A 22,109-nucleotide genomic window follows, 5' to 3' on the forward strand; every position below is an offset into this window, starting at 1 on the left:
TACCCCTAAAATAACTAAAGTGATAATGGATACTGCTAATTTCTATCATTATTTAACAGCTTTTAAGCTGAGATCTAAACTTTTAACTGAATTGGTTAAAGCTCCCATTGATACGTAATCAACACCGCAGGCGGCAAAGTCTATTACGTTATCAAGTGTTATGCCTCCTGATGCCTCGGTGATGTAACGTCCGTCAATCATGTTTACCGCTGTTTTCAGGTCTCTGTAGTTAAAATTGTCAAGCAATATACGGTCAACACCGCCGCTTTGCAAAACCTGTTCAAGTTCATCAAAGTTACGCACCTCTATTTCAATAGCTAACTTTTTGTTGCTGCGGAGGTACTCATGCGCATTTTCAATGGCCTGGCGCACACCACCAGAATAATCTACGTGATTATCCTTTATTAAAATCATATCATATAACCCAAAACGGTGGTTAACACCTCCGCCAATCCTTACCGCCCATTTTTCGATATAGCGTAACCCGGGCGTTGTTTTGCGGGTATCCAAAACCCTGGTGTTTGTGCCTTTCAGCAGGTCAACTATCTGTCGGGTTAAGGTTGCTATGCCCGACATGCGCTGCATGCAGTTTAACACCAGGCGCTCAGCAACAAGTATGCTATGTACACTTCCCTCAACCTCAAAAGCTATATCTTTTTGTTTTATAACGACACCATCCTGCAAAAAAACATTAAGCGTTAGTTGAGGGTCAACAACTTTAAATATTTCGGCAGCCAGCTCAACGCCTGCTAATATGCCTTCATCCTTGACTAATAATTTTGCTTTGCCCTGCGTACCGGCCGGTATAGTGGCCAACGAGGTATGATCGCCGTCGCCCACGTCTTCGCGTAACGAATTGGTAATAAATTGCTTGATCAGTTCTGCGTCCAATTTTTCTGTTTTATGGGCTCAAAAATAAAAACAATTGCCAATTATCCGCCCTTTTCGGCCTCAATACGCAAGTCTATAATTTGTAACGCGCCATTATTAATGCTGTTTAAAGTAAATGATAACCGGTAAGTACCTCTATCGGTGCTGATTAACAAAACGCCAAACCGGTAAGTATTACTTGTATTTACTTTATGCAGTATTTTAACATTTCTTAGCTTATTTTGTGTGAAAAATTTACTGACGACGATTGCGGCCTGCGTGTTAGAGAAAATATTTTCATCCTTTAAAATAGTAATATCAACACTCGGAGCAAAGTGCTTTTCCAGCTCGCTATGCTTGCCTGCCTTTATAAGCTCCGCAATTTCCCCTATTGGATCAGCGTTAACAGCCAGCGGAATCAGGTAAAAGGTAAGCAGCAAAAAAATACTGTAAGTTTTCGTCATGATATTACTAGAGCAATTTACCAACAAAAAATTGCATTAAAAAAAACTTATCCCAACTATATTTATAAAGTTGCCGCGTTGCCTTTATATTTGCAACGTGGAAACAAATAAAAAAGTAGTATTGATGATACTTGACGGCTGGGGTTATGGCCGTCATGATCAATCGGACGCGATATATAATGCGAAAACCCCATTTTTTGATTCGCTGCTGCAAACGTACCCTAACGCCCGGCTTGAGGCATCAGGCGTTGCTGTAGGGTTACCTGCCGGCCAAATGGGCAACTCAGAGGTAGGCCACATGAACCTGGGCGCAGGCCGTGTAGTATACCAGGAGCTTGGCCGCATAAACAAAGCGGTTGACGAAAAGGAATTGCCAACCATTGGCGTTATAAAAGACGCATTTGAATACGCTGTACAGAATGACAGGGATGTGCATTTCATCGGCCTCGTTTCTGACGGTGGTGTACACTCGCACATTTATCATTTAAAAGGGCTGGTTGATACAGCAACGCAGTTAGGTCTTAAAAAAGCGTATATCCATGCATTTCTGGATGGCCGCGATACCGACCCGCAATCAGGTTTGGGCTTTATAACGGACCTGGAACAGTATATAGAACAGACGCCTGTAAAACTGGCGTCAGCTATCGGCAGGTATTTTGCCATGGACCGCGATAACCGCTGGGAAAGGGTAAAAAAAGCCTACGATTTATTGGTGAATGGCACAGGCGCTGCAACGCAAAGTATTACCGAGGCTATAAGTGCCTCATACCTTGCCGGTGTTACAGATGAGTTTGTTGAGCCTATTGTACGAGCTGATGCTAACGGCAACCCGCCCGCGGTTATCAAAGAAGGCGACGTGGTAATTTGCTTCAACTTTCGTACAGATCGCGGACGCGAGATAAGCCTGGCACTAACCCAGAAGGCTTATCCTGAATATAACCTTCACCCGCTCAACATCAGGTATATCACCATGACGCAGTATGATGAGACGTTTAAAAATGTAGATGTTGTATTTCATAAAGACGATTTAACCAATACCCTGGGTGAGGTACTTGAAGCTGCCGGAAAAAAACAAATACGTATAGCAGAAACTGAAAAATATCCGCATGTCACCTTTTTCTTTTCAGGTGGACGTGAAAAGGAATTTGAGAGTGAGCGCCGCTTACTGGTACCATCACCTAAAGTAGCTACTTATGACCTACAGCCTGAGATGAGCGCGCAAGGCATACGCGATGCCATCATTCCGGAATTGCAAAACCAATGGCCCGATTTTGTTTGCCTTAACTTTGCAAATACGGATATGGTTGGCCATACCGGTGTATTTGAAGCTGTAGTTAAAGCGGCCGAGACAGTTGATGCCTGCACACAGGCGGTTGTGGAGACCGGCCTGAAAAACGGTTATTCGTTTATAATTTTAGCAGACCATGGTAATGCCGACTTTATGATTAACGATGACGGATCGCCCAATACAGCGCACACCACCAATTTAGTGCCGGTGATTGTTATTGACCGTGATGTTAAAGCTGTTAATGACGGAAAACTTGGCGACATAGCCCCCACGGTTTTAAAAATAATGGGGATTGATATCCCGGAGGTGATGACCGGAAATGTACTGGTATAAGCCCTCGCGAATTTTTATTATATTTATTACTATAGCCGGCCTGCAGGCATGCAGGCCGGGTGTAGATGCCGCCTCGGCTAACTTTTTTGATTTAAAAGGTTTCTTTGAAGCCGATTCTTCAAGGCTTACCCGTTTGAACCCCCTGGTAAATAAGACAGCTAAGCACAACGGAAAAACCGAGACAAAAAGAGTACACATTAAAAACTGGGGAGAAGAACTGGCTTTATTTATTAACTCGGATATAAATAAACCGGCCTGGAAAAGCAGTTACGCCACTGTTGAAAATGATACAATAGTGCATTACAAAGCCATTGAGCCTGAGCTTAAAACACGAGAAATTGTGATTAAAAAACTTGGCAAAAAGATAATGAGCATTGGAATTACCAATCATACTGAAAACTTCCTCTACACAAATACCGAAAAACTTATTTACTACCCGGATTCGCTTTACAGGATAAACAAAACCCAGCAGGTACGCCTGATTGGGAAAAATGTTTATGTAATTGAGGGCCGCTTAGCGCGCTGAAGCAAGCTTTTCTTTAGAAAGATCAATAAGCAATGAAATATCACTACGGCCCGGGTTGCTGTTCAGCACCTTTTCAAGATCATTTATAGAAGCCTTTAAGGAACTGATGCCCCTGTTTTTATCTTGTTGTTGCGCCGCATGCTGCAGTTTAAAAATGCCGTATTCGCGGTAGGCTATACCCCTGTTTTGATAAAGTTTGCTATCGTTTGGATCGGGGCTAACCGCAATAGCTTTAGTGAGATCATGAATGGCGCCTATTAAATGCTTTTCTCTTTCGACCGCAGGTAACTGGCTATCTTTACCTAAAAAACTCTTGGCACGAGCTCTGTAGTAATATGCCGAAGCATCAGTAGGTTTAATGGCTATTACCTTACTATACGCAGTTACCGACTTTTTATAATTCTCGCTGTGATAATAGGAATAACCCAGCATCCATTGGGCATTAGCGTTGGTTGAATCAACCAGGCAGGCTTTTTCCAACTGCTTTACAGCGGCTTTAAAATTACCGTCCATTAATGCCTGTTCGCCCAATTTCATATAAGCGCTTTGCGCCATACTCTCAATGGACGAAATAAGCAATAACGATACGATAGCCGTTAACTTCATGTGAAACACACAACTTTAGTTGTACAACAAAATTAATACAACATTAACTAACTTTACCTTATAATATTATACACATTTGCACATTAATTGGAATTTGTAATCAGTATAAACAATAAAAAACATGACTTTTTTTCACATTACGGGTAATCGTTACCCGGTTTCGTAATAGTTGATTAAAAATCACAGTATGCTTATAGTCAAATACTTGAAGCTAATTAATAACAGTTTACGTATATTAACGCATATTGGCACAGGTGTTGACCATATATAATACAACAAAATAAACACGTTAAATTGTAACGCACTCGTAAGCTGTGTGACATTATGACGGTTGCTATATCATAAACGGAGATTATTGATGAGTTTCGATCCATTTGATTTTAAACATACTTTACCCATAATAAACGAGGATTCTGAATTTTTCCCGCTCATGTCATCTGAAGATGAAGCGGAAATGAACAACGAGGAAGTTCCTGATTTTTTGCCTGTTTTGCCACTTCGTAACACCGTATTATTCCCCGGCGTGGTGATACCCATTACCGTTGGCAGGGATAAATCAATTAAATTGATACGTGATGCCAACAAGGGCGACAGGATGATTGGCGTGGTGGCTCAAACAGATGTATCTATTGAAGATCCGCTGTTTGATCAATTGCACAGGGTTGGTACAGTAGCCGTTATTATTAAGGTACTGCAAATGCCTGATGGTAATACCACCGTTATATTACAGGGCAAAAAACGCTTTATATTAAAAGATGAGCTGCAAAGCGAGCCTTATATAAAGGCCACAATTGAACCGTTCAGGGACAATAAAGCCAAAGAAGACAAAGAATTTAAGGCAATGATCTCATCTGTAAAGGATATGGCGATGAGCATTATACAGCTATCGCCCAATATACCAAGCGAGGCGGCAATTGCCATACGTAATATAGAGAGTACATCGTTTTTAATCAACTTCATATCATCAAACATGAATGCTGATATGACGGTTAAACAACGCCTGCTTGAAACGCCCAACCTGCGTGAACGTGCAAATATTGTGCTGGAGCACCTTACACTTGATTTACAGATGCTGGAACTAAAAAACCAGATACAAACAAAAGTGCGTGTTGATTTGGACAAACAGCAGCGCGATTACTTTTTAAACCAGCAACTTAAAACCATACAGGAAGAATTGGGCGGCACATCGCCCGACCTTGAGATTGAGAACCTTCGGCAGCGTGCAGTAAAAAAGAAATGGAATGTTGAAGTAAAAAATCATTTCAACAAGGAACTTGAAAAGCTGGCCCGCACCAATCCTGCCGCTGCCGACTATTCCGTTCAAATCAATTACCTGGAGCTTTTGCTTGATTTGCCCTGGAATGAATTTACGAAAGACAACTTTGATCTTAAACGCGCGCAAAAGGTACTGGACAAAGATCACTTTGGACTTGATAAGGTAAAAAAACGAATAATTGAGTACCTGGCCGTACTTAAGCTTAAACACGATATGAAGGCGCCTATACTTTGTTTGGTAGGCCCGCCGGGAGTTGGTAAAACCTCGCTTGGCAAATCAATAGCTAAAGCATTGGGACGTAAGTATGTAAGGATGGCGCTGGGCGGTATACGCGATGAGGCTGAGATACGCGGCCACCGGAAAACATACATCGGCGCCATGCCCGGCCGTATCATACAATCGGTAAAAAAAGCCGGAGCGGCAAATCCTGTATTTATATTGGACGAGATAGACAAGGTAGGTAACGATTTCAGGGGCGACCCATCATCTGCCCTGCTTGAAGTGCTTGACCCGGAACAGAACAGTACTTTTTACGACCATTACGTAGAAATGGACTTTGATCTGTCAAACATCATGTTTATTGCTACGGCCAACTCATTAAGCAGCATACAGCCGGCCTTGCTTGACCGTATGGAAATTATCGAGGTAAATGGTTATACCATTGAAGAGAAGATTGAAATAGCAAAACAGCACTTATTGCCTAAGCAACGCGAAGCACATGGCCTTAAAACCAAAGACGCAATATTAAAAAGCGACGTGCTGGAAAAAATCATAGAAGATTACACCCGCGAGTCGGGCGTGCGTACGCTTGAAAAAAAGATTGGCTCGGTGGTGCGTGGCCTTGCTAAAAATATAGCAATGGAGGAGCCTTATAATCCTACAGTTAATAAAAAAGACGTTGAAACTATTTTAGGCGCTCCGATTTATGACAAGGATTTGTATGAAGGCAATGATGTTGCCGGTGTAATTACCGGGCTGGCCTGGACACAGGTTGGTGGCGATATACTTTTTATTGAGGCCAGTTTAAGCCCCGGCAAAGGCAAACTTACCTTAACAGGCAGCCTTGGCGACGTTATGAAAGAGTCGGCCACTATAGCTTTAGCCTATTTGCGCGCGCATGCATCCTATTTTAATATAAACCCAAAGCTGTTTGATTTGTGGGATGTACACATACACGTACCGGCAGGTGCAACGCCCAAAGATGGGCCATCAGCCGGGATTACGATGCTGAGCGCCTTAACGTCGGCATTTACCCAGCGCAAGGTAAAGCCTCATTTAGCGATGACAGGCGAGATCACCCTACGCGGACGTGTACTGCCGGTTGGTGGTATCAAAGAAAAAATACTGGCTGCTAAACGTGCCAATATTAAGGAGGTTATTTTAAGCAAATCAAACCAAAAGGATATCCTGGAAATAAAGGAAACTTACATTAAGGACCTAAAATTCCACTACGTAACCGATATGCGCCAGGTAATTGATCTCGCTCTGCTAAATGAGCAGGTAGCGGAACCGCTTGACCTTACGATAAAAGAGGATATCAAAGCAGTATTGAATTGATAATGTATTGTTTGCATTTCCATCAGGTTAAGTTATGCGCTTTGTAAGTGGCGTTAAATTGCTTATATTCATAGCTTAAACAATACACATGCAAGCCAGAACTTTACTATCACTAACAATCACTGCTTTATTAAGCATCGTATTTTTAAATACTGCCAGCGCCCAGACAGGCAAACGCGCCCAAAATGTATACCTGGAAGTAGGCGGCCCGGGATTATCAATCTCAGCCAATTATGACACCCGCTTTGGTGACCACCGGGACGGATTGGGCGGACGTGTTGGAGTAGGATATTTACCCGCGGCATTTTTTTCCATAGTTGCCATACCTGTGCAGTTAAACTATCTATTGGGCAAAAAAAGTCACTTCCTTGAGCTAGGTGCTGGTGCAACCTACTTAAAAATCGGAGATGATAACGGGAATGACAAAGACAACAAATTTTTGTCATTTAATGCTATAACCGGGGTTATGGGTACAGCAACCGTTGGCTATCGTTATCAGCCTGTAAATGGCGGCTTCAACTTTCGAGTGAGTGCTAATCCGATAGTTGAAGAAACTGTACAGTTTACTGGCGGAATAAGCGTAGGCTGGACATTCTGATAAACATGTCAAACATCAGTCTGATTATTGAAGAAAAGGCAGCCAGTATTGGAAAATTTATGGTTGGCCGCTTGTTGCCCTTCCGCCAGAAAAGAATGATAGGCCCTTTCATTTTTATCGATCATATGGGACCGGTTAAGCTAAATGAAAGAGAGAATTTCGACGTGATGCCACATCCGCACATCGGCCTGTCAACGCTTACCTTTTTGTTTGAAGGAAGCATTATGCACCGCGATACCCTGGGTACTGAAATTGAAATTAAACCCGGCGCGGTTAACTGGATGACTGCCGGGAAATGGATAGTTCATTCTGAGCGAACGCCCGACTACTTGCGTCATTCTGATAAACTCATGCACGGTTTACAGATATGGGTAGCCTTACCCAAAGATCTGGAGCAAATGGAGCCTGAGTTTTGCCATATTAACAAAGAAGATATTCCGGCATGGACCGACGGTGGCATTCAATACCGGCTAATAGCCGGAGAGGCATTCGGCAGAAAATCACCGGTTCCGGTATACAGTAAGCTGTATATGATAGAGCTAAAAAGTACAACAGAACAAGTGGTTGACTTAGGGAAGCACCTGTATGGCGAATCAGGGATTTATATTTTGAACGGGGCTATCCAAAGTGAAGAAAATGTGTATGCGGCCAAGCAATTGCTGGTAGCGCATGACAGTACCTTGTGTACATTTACTATCGGGGCCAACACCACCATCTATATTTTTGGAGGAGAACCCTTTAAAGAAGAACGCTTTATTGACTGGAACTTTGTTTCGAGCGATAAGGAATTGATTCGCGTGGCGAAGCAAAAATGGCTTGAGCAGGATTATGAGGGTATAAAAGGCGACGACACTGAATTTGTACCATATCCAACATTTAATACATCCCTGAAAACCAAGTAGTATATGGCAAAAATATCAGCAATCACAAAGCAGGAAAAATATAAAGTTGAGATACACTCCTTAACCGGCAATAGCCTTATTGCTGATGAGCCTGTGGAAATGGGGGGAATGAACATGGGATTTTCACCCAAAGAATTATTGGCGTCATCACTTGCAGCCTGCACCTCTATAACCCTTAAAATGTATGCGGCACATAAAGCATGGGATTTAAAGGAAGTGAAAGTTGATATTGCGCTAGATTTTTACGCAGGTGAAAACAAGACTGTAATCAACAGAAAAATTGACCTCACCGGTGATTTAGACGAGGCCCAGAAAAGGCGCCTGCTCGCAGTCGCTAATGCTTGTCCTGTTCATAAAATGCTGACGAACCCGGTTGAAATAAGTACCATTATAACAGATTTAAAACTGTAAGGGCGTGTACGGCTGCCCAATGAAAATAATAACGATATTATTATGCAGGAAAACACTACCATGCCTGCCTGAGATTTTATAAGTATTCCACCACATGCGCCTTAAAATAATTTTAGCTGTACTCGGTATAGCTTTAGCTTTAAACACATCTGCACAAACACACGCCAACGAGTTTGGCTTCCAAAGCGACAATGACTCCTTTTTGGCACAAGGAAGTGACAGGTATTATACCAACGGATTATTTGTGCATTATCGCCACGCACTTACCGTTAATAGCGATAAGCTAAGAAATAAAGTATTGGGCTTTGAACTGGGTCAGAAAATATTTAACCCCCGTACAGGGCAAATACCCGATAGATCGTATATAGACAGACCTTTTGCAGGTTACCTGTATATCGGGGCAAATATCAATTACTTATACGCGGATGAGAGCAACCTAAAGCTAGGCCTGCGTACGGGCGTTGTAGGCCCTTCGGCTCTTGGCAAGCAGTCGCAATCTGTTATTCATAATACCTTTGGCTTTTACACATTAAGAGGTTGGGAATACCAGATACAGAATAACTTTCAGCTCAACCTGTCAGCGGAATATAACCGGCTGCTTACCCGTACCACTGTCGCCGATGTATCGTTAGCAACCAACGCACAACTGGGTACCGGTTTTACAGGCGCCGGCGCCGGGGTAATGCTACGGCTGGGTAATTTTAATCAATTATTTAATTCAGTCAGTACACAAAGTACTGCTATGCGCAACATTAACCATACGCCATTGCATCGTTACGAGCTGTTCTTTTACTATAAACCGTCGCTAAACTTCATAGCTTACGACGCCACCATACAGGGAGGCCTGTTTAACGGCAGCATGCAGCAAGGTAATGAGGTAACGCTTACAAAAAATCCCCTTGTTGTAAGCAATGAGTTGGGCATTAGTTATGGCGGCAAACGATGGGTATTAGGCCTGTCGGCTATTTTCAACAGTCGTGAGGTGAAACAAATGGTAAGATCACACCAGTGGGGCTCGGCTACGGTATTGTATCGTTTTAATTAATATCGAAATTCTTTTTACGCATTTGCTTCTTGGTCGATAGCATTTTTTTGTTGTCTAACCGGGCTGCTTTAGCCGCTTTACTCACTTTAACTTGCTTCCGTACTTTAGGCACATGCAAAGCTTTAGCAAGTATGGTTAGCAATTTTTCCATCGCCTTTTCTTTGTTAAGATATTGACTACGTTCTTCATCACAAATTACCTGCACGAAACCATCCCTGTTTAACCGGTTTTGCAATTTTTCTAACAGTCTTTGCTTTTGCTCATCGGTAAATAGCAGCGAAATTTCTACAGAAAACAATAGCTCCACCTTGGTAGACACTTTATTTACGTTTTGGCCACCTTTACCGCCGCTGCGTGATGTTTTATAGAATATCTCTTTCTGCAAATCAGACTTGTTCATACTCATGAGTAAATATATAGTATATGTTACAGCAAAAGGTTTGTTTTTGTACCTTAGTTACCTATGAGCAACAACATAGTCGTAGCTATTGATGGGTATTCATCATGCGGTAAAAGCACTCTGGCAAAAGCGCTTGCCAATAAACTCCGCTTTGTTTACATAGACACCGGCGCTATGTACCGGGCGGTTACCTTATACTTTTTGCGTAATAACATTGATACCACAGATACCGGAAAGGTGACCCATGCGCTTAATGATATTCACATTTCTTTTAAACCATCGCCAGATGGTGTTAGGGTGCTGTTAAATAATGAAGATGTATCTGATGAGATACGCCAGATGGAAGTAGCCTCAAATGTAAGCACTGTAGCCGCGATACGGGAGGTTAGGCAGGCCATGGTAAAATTGCAGCAACTGATGGGGAAATCCATCGATGTGATTATGGACGGACGCGATATTGGCACCCAGGTATTTCCACACGCGCAGGTAAAACTGTTTATGACTGCAGACCCACAGATCCGTGCCGAAAGGCGATATAAAGAATTGCTGCCAAAAAATCCCGCGATTACCATGGCTGAAGTTTATGATAATATTGCCAAACGTGACCATGATGACACCACCCGCGATGAAAGCCCCTTGGTACAAGCTCCGGATGCCATAGTATTAGACAATAGTTACCTGACACCTGATGAACAGTTGGCGTTTACTTTAGGAAAGATTAAGCCTTTACTTGAGGGACCAAAATAACAATGGTTAAAGGCATTTTAAAGACGATTGTAGTTATTTGCTGCCCCTTATTAAGTGCCGGGCAGCTTTCGGAAAAGATTTCTGATAAAGTGAGTATTGGAGTTAATAAGAATATAGAGACTTACTTTATAGCTGAGAAACTTGCAGTTGAACATATAGATCACTATGTTTTCAGCAACAACAAAAATGACTTTTCACATCAGCCAATCGTATACTTTGCTCAAACTCGTTTTGCCAACTGGCGAGACAGTGCGGTTATAATGCGTATTGCGCATATTTTAAGGCAAATGCGCGATGTTCAACATGATAACTCTCAGCAGCTTGAGTACCTTACCTATCTTAAAGAGTTTCCGAAAACCGGCTACCGGTGGCCTGTACCAGGAAACCTGCCAATGTTCGATAGTGCCCGTTATCCAGGATCTAGGGAGTTAGGTATTGAACTAGCAGACAGTTTAAGATCATTTTATAATAAGGCAAATTTAGAAGCCTTTTTTAGCCAGAATAAATCATTTTACCAGGGTGCTATTAAAGAAGCAAAGAAACACATTGACCCAAAAATTATTCCTGCAATGGAGAAATGGTACGGTCAACATTTTGCAGGTTATGAATTATACCTAATGCCTGGTATGCCCATACCTTCGGGAAAAGATAATTACAGGGCCTTCGGACCTATGCTAACCAGCCCAATTGGGAATGTTTCGGCAATGGTATTTAGTACAACTCAGGACTTGGCTTTACTGAAATCGCTAGCGGAATACCAACATTTCGGCTTTGATAATCATGACGTTATAAAATTCCTGACGGTTCACGAAATCGGGCATTCCTTCGTCAACCCGTTGATTAACAATTTTAAACCCGAAATACAACGTGATACTTCCCTCTTCACCCGTACTCTCGCGGAATCTTTAAAAAATTCATACATACATAATTGGGAGGTTTGTGTAATTGAACATTTGGTTAGGTTGGGAGAGATTAGAATTGCCCACGCTGCTGGAAACTATAAAGAGGAAAGTCGTCTGCGGCACATGCATGTTAAAGAGTCTGGCTTTATTTTGATCCCTTTACTTGAACAACGCATAAAAGAATTTGAAGCCAACCGTAAAAAATATGCTGCATTTAATAAGTTCTTACCTGAAATATTTAGATACTTGCACAGCATCACTAAAGAAGAAATTGATCAACTGGTTTCGAAAAATTCCCGTTAACCCTGAGATATAGCTTGTTAAAGCTCTTGCCTGAACCTCACTGCTTCGACTCCGAAACGGTTTAAAAAATCAACGCCCTCATCATTTGGCAATCCCTTAAATTCGGCATAAGAGTGGTTGTAAAACACCTGTTTTATTCCTGCCGAAAAAATTAGCCGGGCGCACGGTAAGCACGGCGATAATGTTGTGTATAATGTGGAACCTTCTAGATTTGAGCCGTTTTTAACCGCGTAGAGTATAGCATTTTCCTCGGCGTGTAAAGCCAGCGAACAGCTTCCGCGCGCGTCTCGCGGGCAACCTGTTTCGGGCCACACCTCATCGCAGTTATGCGTGCCTGACGGCGGCCCGTTATAACCAATAGATATTATGCGTGTATCCTTAACCAACACCGCCCCTACCTGTGCTTTTACACAATGTGAGCGCAGCGCAAGGTCGGCCGCCAGGTTCATAAAAATATTGCTAAAACTGGGTTTGGTCATCTTCAATGTGGTGACTGGTAATTAAATGCGAGTGACTATGTCACCTCACACTTAAAAAATCTCTGATAAAATTAACAGAAATAGCGGCAGGTTCAACCCACCGCTATCATCTATATTTAGTTTAAAAATAGTTAAAAACACCAATCTCTGATCTCTATCAACTGATAGCTGCAAAATTAGTGGTTACCCTGTACCTCGATATTATCAAAATCAATACCCTGCGATTTAAGGATGCTTTTTGCTTTGATAGCGTAAAATGCCAGGTAAGCAAAACAAGCCACACCAACCAGGTACGACCACTGAATGCCCAGTATTGCATCGTCAGCAACAACACCTTGCAGCAAGCTAATAAAACCACCACCCATTATCATCATTATCAGGTAGCCCGAACCTTCGTTAGAGTGTTTACCCAAACCGGTAACAGCCAGTGTATAGATGCATGGCCACAAGGTAGAGCAAAACAAACCTACACTAATGAACGCGTAAACGCTTACCATACCCGATCCTATCATGCCTATAAACAGCGCGATGATAGCCATCGCCGAAAAGATCAATAACTGGCGGGCAGGGTTTCCTTTGCTCAGCATATCACCTACTATCATGGCCACAATTACAAACGCGTACACATAAAACGGTGTAAGATCATGTTGTGCCAGTTTGTTAACCGCCAAAAACACACCGAAAGCCACGTAAGGCACCACCACATTCAACACTTTTTTCATACCGCCGGTAACGTTAAATGCACCTATAGAGGCCGTCCACCGACCTATCATTAAACTGGCCCAATATAACGACACATAAGGTGCTATATCCTGCGTAGCGGTACCTAAGCGTTTCTGCATAAACTCAGGTAAATTACTTGCGGTCGATACTTCAACACCCACATACAAAAAGATGGCTATCATACCCAGCGATAGTTGCAGATAGTTAAGCGCTCCTTTCTTCTGGCCTTTTACCGCTATGTGCGACACATCTGTAGGGCTGCTCAGGTCTTCGGTATCAACATCTGTTTCTATTTTATTGGGTATAGATGAAAATTTGAACACAATAGCCACCACGATGAACAGGGCGCCCAAAACAAGGTATGGGAACTTTACGGCGCTTATACTGGCTTCGGTATTACCACCGGCTACCGAACCAAAAATAGCCACACTTACCAGCAGTGGGCCAATAGTTGTACCAAAGTTGTTTACACCACCCGCAAGGCTTAAGCGTTGAGCACCTGTTTTAGGGTCGCCGAGTGCCACGGCAAGCGCGTTGGCGGCAATTTGCTGTAAGGAGAAACCTAAACCTACGATGAACAGGCCGGTTATCATAATATAGAATGAAGCGGTTTCAGCAGCGGGATAAAATAGCAATGTACCCAGTGCCGAGATAACTAAACCCAGAGCAATACCGTTGCGGTAACCCATCTTGTTCAGTACATCGCCGCCTAATTGTTTAGATACGAATGTATATATCAACGAACCCACGGTGTATGCCACATAAAACGCAAATGATATCATTTGCGACTGCCATTGCTCAAGGTTAAGTTTTTCTTTAAATACAGGGATGAGGATATCATTGCTGGCTGCAACGAAGCCCCAAAAGAAAAACACAGAAATCAGCGTATACAATGCCGACGTATTTTTTTTGGTATTGTTTTGTTCCATTGTTTAATTTGGTTGTACTAAGGAGAATATATTCGGCCGCTAACATAAATCAATTTTTATAATTTCCTGTTATAAGTTTACATTAAAAATTGCGGGCAGATATTATTCTTTGTTTACTAAGATAAAATTGCATATTCGCATGTTTCAAAACAATACTGATCTAAGGATATAATTAATGTTAGAGGCTATTATTTCAGGAATTGGTATTGGACTGGTACTTACCTTCATTACAGGTCCAGTATTCTTTTCGTTAATAAAAACCAGTATTGAACGGGGATTTCACGCGGGTGTGTATTTTTCGTTGGGGGTGGTTGCTGTAGACGTTGTATTTGTAGGGGCTATACTCTTTGGCTCGCAACTGGTAGACATAACGCCTAAGTCAAAAATCATTGCCGGTATTATCGGCAGCCTCATCCTTTTTATCGTCGGCATTTTCTACCTCTTTAAAAAAGCTGATGTTAACTACAATAACAATACACCTTCTACCATCAGGCGTACCGGTTACTTCTTAAAGGGTTTTTTGATGTGTATATTTAACCCTACCATACTTTTCCATTGGATGATGGTAATAGGTACAGCCAGCACAACCTACCACGAAGGTGTTGCTAATCGTGAGTTGAAAATTGCCATTATGTTTCTTACGGTGTTGCTGGTACAATTCGGGCTCGACACGCTTAAGGCTTTTTATGCTAACAAGCTGCGCGCAAAAATATCTGTGCACCTGGTACACCGGCTTAACCAGATAGCGGGTGTAGCGCTCATTATAGCCTCATTTATCTTGTTTGACAGGTTAGTGACCCACTACGTTTTTTCGGCAGCTGCCGGCACCTAAGATTAAATTACAGCAACGCAAAAAATGCTGAACCCGGATGACTGACGAGTGTTAGCTCCGGCATCCATATTCAGCATTTTAAATCCAATTATTGGGCCTTCTGTAATGCTATAATTACATATACGCTCTTTGGTTCTTCCCTTCCATCCAATTTACAAACGCGCGGTTCACAACCTTATTACCACCCGGAGTTGGGTAATTGCCTGAAAAATACCAATCGCCTGTATGGCCGGGGCAGGCCACATGCAGGTTATCCAACGTTTGGTAAATTACCTCTACCTTGGCATTGGTCTCTTTCGGTGTAATAATTTTCGCTATACGGTCAGATATCTGTTGATCAGTAAATGGCTCGTAGATGGCCTTTACATAATTCACAACTTCTTCTTTGGGCAGTTTGGCACTGTCTTTACATTGCTGGTAAACCTTCAGTATCACGTCTTCTTTACCAGCCTCCTTTAGCAAGCTTATAGCCGCTTCAAAAGCCACAAACTCACCCATACGAGACATATCAATGCCATAACAGTCGGGGTAACGTATTTGCGGAGCTGATGAAACAACCACTATCTTTTTGGGGCCCAGCCTGTCTAATATCTTTAGGATACTCTGTTTAAGGGTAGTACCACGAACAATTGAGTCGTCAAGAACTACCAGCATGTCTTTATCCTTTTTAATCAGGCCGTAGGTAGTATCATACACGTGTGCAACCATCTCGCTACGGTCGGCGTCCTGTGTAATAAACGTACGCAGCTTTACGTCTTTTATGGCTATTTTTTCAACCCTTGGCGCAAGCTTTAAAACCTCAGTAAGTTCTTCATCCGTTATTTTATCTGCACGGTTAAGCAACTTATCGCGCTGATACTTCTTGATGTATTTGTGCACACCCTCAACCATCCCGTAAAAAGCCACTTCGGCGGTATTAGGGATATACGAGAATACAGTATTGTGCACATCATGATCAACGCACTTAAGTATCTGGTCGCACAGCAGCCTTCCTAACTGTTTACGCTCGCGATAAATTGAGGCATCGCTACCACGCGAAAAGTAGATCCGCTCAAACGAACATGACTTTTTCTCTTTAGGCTCGCTGAACATATCCACGCTCACTTTACCGTTCTTTTTTACAATAAGCGCGTGGCCGGGATCAATTTCCTTTATATCCTCAAGCTGAATGTTAAAAGCTGTTTGTATAGCCGGGCGCTCAGACGCGGCTACCACTATCTCATCATTATAATAGTAAAACGCCGGCCTTATGCCCGACGGATCACGCATTACAAAAGCATCACCGTGGCCCATTATGCCGGCAATGGTATATCCCCCATCCCAATCACGGGCCGATCTGCGCAACACGCGCTGCACGTTAATATTATCAGCTATAAGCTTGCTTATTTCAATATTATCGTCATTGCCTTCACTCTTGAAATGGTCAAATAAATTCTGGTTTTCGGTATCAAGGAAATGACCCATTTTTTCCAATACGGTTACGGTATCGGCCTTTTCTTTAGGGTGCTGGCCTAAATCGTACAACTGCTGCAGCAACTCGTCAACATTGGTCATGTTAAAGTTACCTGCAATAACCAGGTTCCTGGTTTTCCAATTGTTTTGTCGCAGAAAGGGATGGCAGCTTTCTATTTTATTTTTACCATGCGTACCGTAACGCAGGTGGCCCAATAAAACCTCGCCGGTGAAGCTCATATTCTCTTTTAGCCATACCGCATCAGTGAGTTTTTCGGGGGCCTCCTTTTGTACCTCGGCAAACTTTTTTTGGATGTACTCAAATATATCTGCAACAGCGTTAGATGCCATGGAGCGGTGCCGGCTGATGTAACGCTTACCGGGCTCAATATCAAGTTTAATAGTAGCAACACCTGCGCCGTCCTGACCGCGGTTGTGTTGTTTCTCCATTAAAAGATAAAGCTTGTTTAGTCCGTAAAGCGCAGTGCCGTACTTTTGCTGATAATATGAAAGTGGCTTTAGTAAGCGGATAAAGGCCACACCGCATTCATGCTTAATCTGATCGCTCATGATTTGTAATGAGCAGGCAAAAGTACGACTTTTAAATCGTACTTTTTGCCTGTATATTGTCATTAAATTGCATAAAGTTGATGGAAACTTAACGCAATTTTAACGTCACAGTTTTTCGCCGTGCTGGCTGATGTCCAACCCTACAATCTCCTCTTCCATTGATACGCGCAAAGGCGAAATCATATCAGTTATCTTAAGCAGCAGCAAAGATCCAACGAAAGCAAATATAGAGGTACCTACCATGGCTGCCAACTGCACTAAAAACAGTTTTGACTCTCCAAAGAACAAGCCGTTAACTGTTACGCCCGGATTAATGTTTGCATGAGCGAACACACCGGTTAACAGCATACCTACCATACCGCCTACTCCGTGGCATGGAAACACGTCCAGCGTATCATCAATTGAAGTACGTGTGCGCCATTCCACTACCAGGTTACTTATCACGGCTGATATAATACCAATTGCGAGAGAGTGCGGCACCGACACAAAGCCCGCTGCGGGGGTAATGGCAACCAAGCCTACTACCGCACCTATACAAGTGCCCATAGCCGATGGTTTACGTTTGCGAAGCATGTCAAAAAATATCCAGGTGATACCGCCCGCCGCAGACGCAGTGGTGCTGGTAGCTAAAGCCGAAACAGCCAGCGGGTTAGCGCCCATAGCCGAGCCTGCATTGAAACCAAACCAGCCAAACCATAATAAGCCGGTACCTATAATTACATAAGTAACACGTGCAGGTGAATGGCTTGCCTCGTTACGACGCTTAAGATAAAGCGCAGACGCTAATGCAGCCCAACCTGCCGACATATGTACCACAGTACCGCCGGCAAAATCAAGTACACCCAGGTTAAAAAGTAAACCATCAGGATGCCAGGTGGAATGCGCCAGCGGCGAGAAGATAAGTATTGAGAATAGTATAAGAAATATAATGTATGAATTAAAGCGTATACGCTCAGCAAACGCGCCTGTTATAAGAGCAGGAGTAATAATGGCAAACTTAAGCTGGTACATGGCAAACAATAATATGGGAATTGTGGGTGCCAGCGGCCAGCTTGCAGTTCCCAGCATACCTTTCATCATGAAAAAAGTGCCGGGATTACCTATCACCCCGCCAATACTTTCGCCAAAGGCAAGGCTAAAGCCAAATATGCCCCACATTACCGTAATTATAACCATACAAACAATGCTTTGCAGCATAGTTGATATCACATTTTTTTTGTTGACCATACCGCCGTAAAAAAAAGCGAGGCCCGGCGTCATGATAAGCACAAGTGCGGTTGACATCAGCATCCAAGCTATATCCCCCTTATCAAAGTTCGATTCAGCGGAATTATTTAATTCAACCGATGGAAATAGGAAAGTTAGAACTAAAGCTATTACAATAAGTAAAAATGGAACGTAGCGTTTCATAGTTTCTATTAATATTGGGTTTAAAACGGCGTGAAAATATGATTTTTATTATAAAAAATGCAAATTAACTGTCAATTTTTTATAATTAGCTTAAAAATCACCTTGTGTTAGAATAATCTGTACAGATATCCGGGAAAAACACCAATAAAAACCAACAGCAATGCGATAACACTACAAAAAATCAGCAAACCATATTGGTTATACTGCACTATTTCGCTGGTTTTACCTTTCCGCAGAAATAGATTAAGCGGTATTTTGATGTAATAAAATAGCGCAACAACCGTAGTAGCCGCGCCAGTTATCAATAAAAACAGCAACCATATGTCATTATTTTGGTGATAAATGGCGTAAACGTTTGAAAACACAAATAATTTGGCTGTAAAACCTGCCGTAACGGGCAAACCTGTTAATGATATAAGCACTATAACAAAACTTACCGAAGCTACCGGGTATTTTAATCCTAAACCTTTGTAATCGCTGGCGTTTTGGGCACCGGCAGTATTGGCAAAATACGTAGCAAGGGCAAGTGCGGCAACATTTGCTAACGCGTATACCAGCAAGTAATAAATCAATGAGCTTATCCCCTGTTCAGAAAATGTTACAATTGCCATTAAAGCAAAGCCGGTATGCCCGATACTTGAGTATGCAAGCATGCGTTTAACATTATTTTGGGCTACCGCGGCAAAGTTGCCGGCAACCATGGTAACGATACCTGCAAGCGATAAAATAAGCCGGAAATCAAATACGCTGTTTTGACTAAAGGAAATAAAAGGCGTTAAAAAATTTATAAGCAAGGCAAACGCAGCTATCTTAGGCACTGTTGAAAGATAAGCCGTTACAGGCGTTGACGCGCCCTGGTAAACATCAGGCACCCAAAAATGTACCGGCACAAATGAAAGTTTGAAGCCTATGCCTGCTAACACCAAGCCCAGCGCAAGTGTTACCACCGATACTTCAGTTTTACTTAGCTGCGACATAAAATCGGGCGAAAAAAGATCAAGGGTGCCGGTAAAACCATATAACAGCGAAATGCCATATAGTAATACAGCCGAGGAAGCTGCCCCGAACAATACATACTTTAAGCCAGCCTCAGTACTGAAAGCATTTTCGGACCGATAAGCAACTAACAGGTATGATGCGATAGACACAAACTCGATTGACATGTATATGGATAGCATGTTTACCGCCATTACCATTAAATGCAAGCCAAGGATTGAGCCAATAGTGATTGTGTAAAGATCAGATAAGCCCTTAGGATGTGCTTTTAGTTTATTGTCCCACGGAAAATAAGTAAGCAGCAATAAAGCTAAAAAGTCAATAACCATTTTAAAAGCTAAACCTTTTGCATGCAGCAATAACATGCCATTGGAAATGAACCTTGTTCCGGGCACCTTTAACAGTTGATATTGCTCGTAGTCTTTAAACAACACCAGTACTATACCCGCCAGCGCTATAGCCCTGCAATAATTTCCGGATTTTTTGCCAATAATAAGATCAGCCAGCAGCACAATGACAAACAGCGCTGTTAGATAAACTTCAGGGAGAAAGTAGGGTATATCACCTAAAATTTGACTTAGCTGTTGGGGAATATATGGCAGCAGATCATTCATTTATTGTACTATAACCGATTGATTTTTGGGATATTTAACGCTATATTTTACTCGCACCTTTTTTTCCTGCTGCGAATTTAACATAAAAGTCCACGAAAGTTTCCCGGTAACAGCATCCAATTTAGCTCCGGAAGTTTCATGGGTCTCAACCTCAATGGCAGAATTTTGCGAAACAGGCACCTGATCTTCCAATAAAAGCGAAATCTTCTGGCTCTTCCGGTTCTTTATAGTAATCAGCCAATCACGGGTCTCCTTTTTTGTGGAACCGAATACCTTTTTCTCTTCCATATCCCGTTGCAGGGTACGGGTGACTACTATGTTTTTGTCGGTACCTAATGATAAGCTCAGGGTGTCATTAGCATTATGTGTATCTATTAGTGATTTACCTATATATGTACCTTCAAAAAAGACGTTGGCTTCACCGGACAGGAAATTATATTTATTCCAGTCGGTTATCGTCGCTGTTAAAAACACATCGGTGCTAAGTTTCGGCGCTGTATAGTATTGGTATTCAGCTTCGATATTTATAGTATTAATCTCAACGGTGTACTGCTTGCCATCACTGGGTACCGAATAAGGATTCTCTATATTGAACTCAACGTTTGTTTGGTTTTCTTGTTGCTGAACTTGCACAGGCACTGTAGCAAGACCTTTTATAGCTTCGCCATCTGCGCTTAACATCGCGTTATCGGCCCTTCTTTGCTTATTTCCGGAACCATACCCTACCACCACAACTTCGTTTAATGATTGTACAGACGCGTTAAGCTTTACATCTATCCTTTCCCTGTTTGCTGCCTGTTCCTGCGGTTGATACCCCACGTAAGTAAACATTAAGGTTTGCGGCCCGGCCGGAATCTGTATCGAATATCTACCGGCCGCATCAGTAACCGCCCCTATAGACGTACCTTTAACATTTACAGCGACGCCCGGCAAAGCGGCACCTGTGTCATCAGCCACTGTACCTGTTACACGGGTAATACTTCCGGCCGGTGCAGCATAATACATGCCTAACGTTAAATAATTGGGGTTTAAGCTTGGTTTGCCGCCACTTAAAGCAGGATTACCGGTAGAAAGCGTGAGCTTTACATTTTTCCATTCTTCACCGCATCGTTGTGATACATTGGCCTTGTAAGCTATGGCAACCGGGGCGTTCACATTTTTAGCACGGATATCATACGTAGGGTACCAGGCGGCATTACGTACCACGTAGCTTATTGTAAATCGCGACTGTGTTGCCGCTTTTGACGACACTGTAACCAACACATTACTGGTGGCTTTTGAGTCGCCCCTGCTAACATCGGCTATTTGCTTATCATATTTCTGTAATTCGATATTCAGCGCGGCAATTTGTTCGTTAATCAGTTGCTGCTTCTTTTTTAACTCGGTTAAACGCGCTGTTTGAAAATCGAGCGCTTGCCGCAGCCTTACCAGGTCGAGATTGCTGTTATCACCGGTTATGGTTTGATTTTTCAGCATCATGTTTTTTTCTTCCTGGTATATCTCTGATAAGCTGTTCTGAATGTCCAGCTTGTTTTGCACCACCTTTCGCTGGTTCATTATCTCCTGCACACGGCTTGCCCTTAATTGCTCGTTAACAAAATCCAGTTCTTGGTTTACCGACAGAATGGTAAAGTCGCCCGCGGCACGAACCTGCAGGCTTTGCACATCGATATCCGGCGAAATGCCGTCAAATACAAGCGAAGTTGTGCCTGCACTGATATTTACCAAAGCAGTACGCGTTACCTGGGCACCATTTAAAAATACAGTTACCTTTTCAACTTTGGATGCTATCTTTTGATTTTCGTAAGCGTGCGCGTAGCCGGTGGTAAAAATGGCGTAAATGATGAATATGAATTTCCTGATCATGACTAACTAA

Annotated in this window: 20 protein-coding genes; 10 read left to right on the forward strand and 10 right to left on the reverse strand. The window is 42.6% G+C overall.

The window, feature by feature from the left end; genetic code table 11:
- Window positions 1-48: 48 nt before the first annotated feature.
- Both nadC and DJ568_RS01165 read right to left on the reverse strand, forming a co-directional pair.
- Entirely contained in the window at window positions 49-891 is an 843-nt protein-coding gene (gene nadC / locus DJ568_RS01160) for a carboxylating nicotinate-nucleotide diphosphorylase (protein WP_114003394.1), read from the reverse strand.
- Window positions 892-932: 41 nt separating this feature from the next.
- Window positions 933-1,334: a DUF4783 domain-containing protein gene (locus tag DJ568_RS01165; RefSeq protein ID WP_114003395.1), complete on the reverse strand. Its 402-nt coding sequence runs from the start codon at window positions 1,332-1,334 to the stop codon at window positions 933-935.
- 124 nt (window positions 1,335-1,458) lie between these two features.
- On the opposite strand from DJ568_RS01165, the gene gpmI reads away from it, so the two are divergent.
- The gene (gene gpmI, locus DJ568_RS01170; protein ID WP_114003794.1) at window positions 1,459-2,955 is read left to right on the forward strand and encodes a 2,3-bisphosphoglycerate-independent phosphoglycerate mutase; all 1,497 of its coding nucleotides are present in this window, start codon (window positions 1,459-1,461) and stop codon (window positions 2,953-2,955) included.
- A complete protein-coding gene (locus DJ568_RS01175) occupies window positions 2,942-3,481 on the forward strand; it encodes a hypothetical protein (protein WP_114003396.1) in 540 nt (179 codons plus the stop codon). Before gpmI ends, DJ568_RS01175 begins: the two co-directional genes overlap by 14 nt.
- Here the strand turns inward: DJ568_RS01175 and DJ568_RS01180 are convergent.
- Window positions 3,470-4,087, reverse strand: coding sequence for a tetratricopeptide repeat protein (locus tag DJ568_RS01180; RefSeq protein WP_114003397.1), 618 nt, complete (start codon window positions 4,085-4,087; stop codon window positions 3,470-3,472). The two genes, DJ568_RS01175 and DJ568_RS01180, sit on opposite strands and share 12 nt — an antisense overlap.
- A gap of 358 nt (window positions 4,088-4,445) precedes the next feature.
- On the opposite strand from DJ568_RS01180, the gene lon reads away from it, so the two are divergent.
- The 5 genes from lon to DJ568_RS01205 all read left to right on the forward strand — a co-directional run bounded on the left by lon (window position 4,446) and on the right by DJ568_RS01205 (window position 9,876).
- Window positions 4,446-6,920 (forward strand): endopeptidase La, encoded by a 2,475-nt coding sequence (gene lon, locus DJ568_RS01185; protein WP_114003398.1) that lies wholly within the window; start codon window positions 4,446-4,448, stop codon window positions 6,918-6,920.
- Between the two features lie 88 nt (window positions 6,921-7,008).
- Entirely contained in the window at window positions 7,009-7,518 is a 510-nt protein-coding gene (locus tag DJ568_RS01190; protein WP_114003399.1) for a hypothetical protein, read from the forward strand.
- Window positions 7,519-7,523: 5 nt separating this feature from the next.
- Entirely contained in the window at window positions 7,524-8,420 is an 897-nt protein-coding gene (locus DJ568_RS01195; protein WP_114003400.1) for a pirin family protein, read from the forward strand.
- A gap of 3 nt (window positions 8,421-8,423) precedes the next feature.
- Window positions 8,424-8,831: an OsmC family protein gene (locus DJ568_RS01200; RefSeq protein WP_114003401.1), complete on the forward strand. Its 408-nt coding sequence runs from the start codon at window positions 8,424-8,426 to the stop codon at window positions 8,829-8,831.
- A gap of 94 nt (window positions 8,832-8,925) precedes the next feature.
- Entirely contained in the window at window positions 8,926-9,876 is a 951-nt protein-coding gene (locus DJ568_RS01205) for a lipid A deacylase LpxR family protein (protein WP_114003402.1), read from the forward strand.
- Here the strand turns inward: DJ568_RS01205 and arfB are convergent.
- On the reverse strand, window positions 9,869-10,282 hold the full coding sequence (arfB, locus tag DJ568_RS01210) for an alternative ribosome rescue aminoacyl-tRNA hydrolase ArfB (RefSeq protein ID WP_114003403.1): 414 nt from the start codon (window positions 10,280-10,282) through the stop codon (window positions 9,869-9,871). The genes DJ568_RS01205 and arfB overlap by 8 nt on opposite strands.
- A gap of 57 nt (window positions 10,283-10,339) precedes the next feature.
- Between arfB and cmk the strand changes: the two genes are divergently transcribed.
- Window positions 10,340-11,023: a (d)CMP kinase gene (cmk, locus tag DJ568_RS01215; RefSeq protein WP_114003404.1), complete on the forward strand. Its 684-nt coding sequence runs from the start codon at window positions 10,340-10,342 to the stop codon at window positions 11,021-11,023.
- Window positions 11,024-11,025: 2 nt separating this feature from the next.
- Window positions 11,026-12,228 carry a DUF4932 domain-containing protein gene (locus DJ568_RS01220; RefSeq protein ID WP_114003405.1) on the forward strand — a complete coding sequence of 401 codons (1,203 nt, stop codon included), beginning with the start codon at window positions 11,026-11,028 and terminating at the stop codon, window positions 12,226-12,228.
- Window positions 12,229-12,245: 17 nt separating this feature from the next.
- Here the strand turns inward: DJ568_RS01220 and DJ568_RS01225 are convergent, their stop codons facing one another.
- Both DJ568_RS01225 and DJ568_RS01230 read right to left on the reverse strand, forming a co-directional pair.
- Window positions 12,246-12,707: a deoxycytidylate deaminase gene (locus DJ568_RS01225; protein WP_114003406.1), complete on the reverse strand. Its 462-nt coding sequence runs from the start codon at window positions 12,705-12,707 to the stop codon at window positions 12,246-12,248.
- Between the two features lie 176 nt (window positions 12,708-12,883).
- Window positions 12,884-14,359 (reverse strand): MFS transporter, encoded by a 1,476-nt coding sequence (locus DJ568_RS01230; protein WP_114003407.1) that lies wholly within the window; start codon window positions 14,357-14,359, stop codon window positions 12,884-12,886.
- Between the two features lie 175 nt (window positions 14,360-14,534).
- Between DJ568_RS01230 and DJ568_RS01235 the strand changes: the two genes are divergently transcribed.
- On the forward strand, window positions 14,535-15,191 hold the full coding sequence (locus DJ568_RS01235; RefSeq protein WP_114003408.1) for a LysE family translocator: 657 nt from the start codon (window positions 14,535-14,537) through the stop codon (window positions 15,189-15,191).
- A gap of 114 nt (window positions 15,192-15,305) precedes the next feature.
- Here DJ568_RS01235 and DJ568_RS01240 read toward each other — a convergent pair whose 3' ends face one another.
- From DJ568_RS01240 to DJ568_RS01255, 4 genes are all read right to left on the reverse strand, one after another.
- Window positions 15,306-17,213 (reverse strand): amidophosphoribosyltransferase, encoded by a 1,908-nt coding sequence (locus DJ568_RS01240; protein WP_114003409.1) that lies wholly within the window; start codon window positions 17,211-17,213, stop codon window positions 15,306-15,308.
- A 105-nt stretch (window positions 17,214-17,318) separates the two neighbouring features.
- Window positions 17,319-18,623, reverse strand: a complete 1,305-nt coding sequence (locus DJ568_RS01245; protein ID WP_114003410.1) for an ammonium transporter — start codon at window positions 18,621-18,623, stop codon at window positions 17,319-17,321.
- 107 nt (window positions 18,624-18,730) lie between these two features.
- Window positions 18,731-20,233: an NADH-quinone oxidoreductase subunit N gene (locus DJ568_RS01250; RefSeq protein WP_114003411.1), complete on the reverse strand. Its 1,503-nt coding sequence runs from the start codon at window positions 20,231-20,233 to the stop codon at window positions 18,731-18,733.
- Window positions 20,234-22,099 (reverse strand): mucoidy inhibitor MuiA family protein, encoded by a 1,866-nt coding sequence (locus DJ568_RS01255; RefSeq protein WP_114003412.1) that lies wholly within the window; start codon window positions 22,097-22,099, stop codon window positions 20,234-20,236.
- Between the last annotated feature and the right edge of the window lie 10 nt (window positions 22,100-22,109).

It is taken from the genome of Mucilaginibacter hurinus, assembly GCF_003324525.1.
In the GTDB taxonomy this organism is placed as follows: Bacteria; Bacteroidota; Bacteroidia; order Sphingobacteriales; family Sphingobacteriaceae; genus Mucilaginibacter; species Mucilaginibacter hurinus.

What these genes read in the sequence shown, in the direction of transcription:
- DJ568_RS01165 (WP_114003395.1), bottom strand. Translation starts at nt 1,334, where the DNA reads ATGACGAAAACTTACAGTATTTTTTTGCTGCTTACCTTTTACCTGATT.
- gpmI (WP_114003794.1), top strand. Translation starts at nt 1,459, where the DNA reads ATGATACTTGACGGCTGGGGTTATGGCCGTCATGATCAATCGGACGCG.
- DJ568_RS01175 (WP_114003396.1), top strand. Translation starts at nt 2,942, where the DNA reads ATGTACTGGTATAAGCCCTCGCGAATTTTTATTATATTTATTACTATA.
- DJ568_RS01180 (WP_114003397.1), bottom strand. Translation starts at nt 4,087, where the DNA reads ATGAAGTTAACGGCTATCGTATCGTTATTGCTTATTTCGTCCATTGAG.
- lon (WP_114003398.1), top strand. Translation starts at nt 4,446, where the DNA reads ATGAGTTTCGATCCATTTGATTTTAAACATACTTTACCCATAATAAAC.
- DJ568_RS01190 (WP_114003399.1), top strand. Translation starts at nt 7,009, where the DNA reads ATGCAAGCCAGAACTTTACTATCACTAACAATCACTGCTTTATTAAGC.
- DJ568_RS01195 (WP_114003400.1), top strand. Translation starts at nt 7,524, where the DNA reads ATGTCAAACATCAGTCTGATTATTGAAGAAAAGGCAGCCAGTATTGGA.
- DJ568_RS01200 (WP_114003401.1), top strand. Translation starts at nt 8,424, where the DNA reads ATGGCAAAAATATCAGCAATCACAAAGCAGGAAAAATATAAAGTTGAG.
- DJ568_RS01205 (WP_114003402.1), top strand. Translation starts at nt 8,926, where the DNA reads ATGCGCCTTAAAATAATTTTAGCTGTACTCGGTATAGCTTTAGCTTTA.
- arfB (WP_114003403.1), bottom strand. Translation starts at nt 10,282, where the DNA reads ATGAGTATGAACAAGTCTGATTTGCAGAAAGAGATATTCTATAAAACA.
- cmk (WP_114003404.1), top strand. Translation starts at nt 10,340, where the DNA reads ATGAGCAACAACATAGTCGTAGCTATTGATGGGTATTCATCATGCGGT.
- DJ568_RS01220 (WP_114003405.1), top strand. Translation starts at nt 11,026, where the DNA reads ATGGTTAAAGGCATTTTAAAGACGATTGTAGTTATTTGCTGCCCCTTA.
- DJ568_RS01225 (WP_114003406.1), bottom strand. Translation starts at nt 12,707, where the DNA reads ATGACCAAACCCAGTTTTAGCAATATTTTTATGAACCTGGCGGCCGAC.
- DJ568_RS01230 (WP_114003407.1), bottom strand. Translation starts at nt 14,359, where the DNA reads ATGGAACAAAACAATACCAAAAAAAATACGTCGGCATTGTATACGCTG.
- DJ568_RS01235 (WP_114003408.1), top strand. Translation starts at nt 14,535, where the DNA reads ATGTTAGAGGCTATTATTTCAGGAATTGGTATTGGACTGGTACTTACC.
- DJ568_RS01240 (WP_114003409.1), bottom strand. Translation starts at nt 17,213, where the DNA reads ATGAGCGATCAGATTAAGCATGAATGCGGTGTGGCCTTTATCCGCTTA.
- DJ568_RS01245 (WP_114003410.1), bottom strand. Translation starts at nt 18,623, where the DNA reads ATGAAACGCTACGTTCCATTTTTACTTATTGTAATAGCTTTAGTTCTA.
- DJ568_RS01250 (WP_114003411.1), bottom strand. Translation starts at nt 20,233, where the DNA reads ATGAATGATCTGCTGCCATATATTCCCCAACAGCTAAGTCAAATTTTA.
- DJ568_RS01255 (WP_114003412.1), bottom strand. Translation starts at nt 22,099, where the DNA reads ATGATCAGGAAATTCATATTCATCATTTACGCCATTTTTACCACCGGC.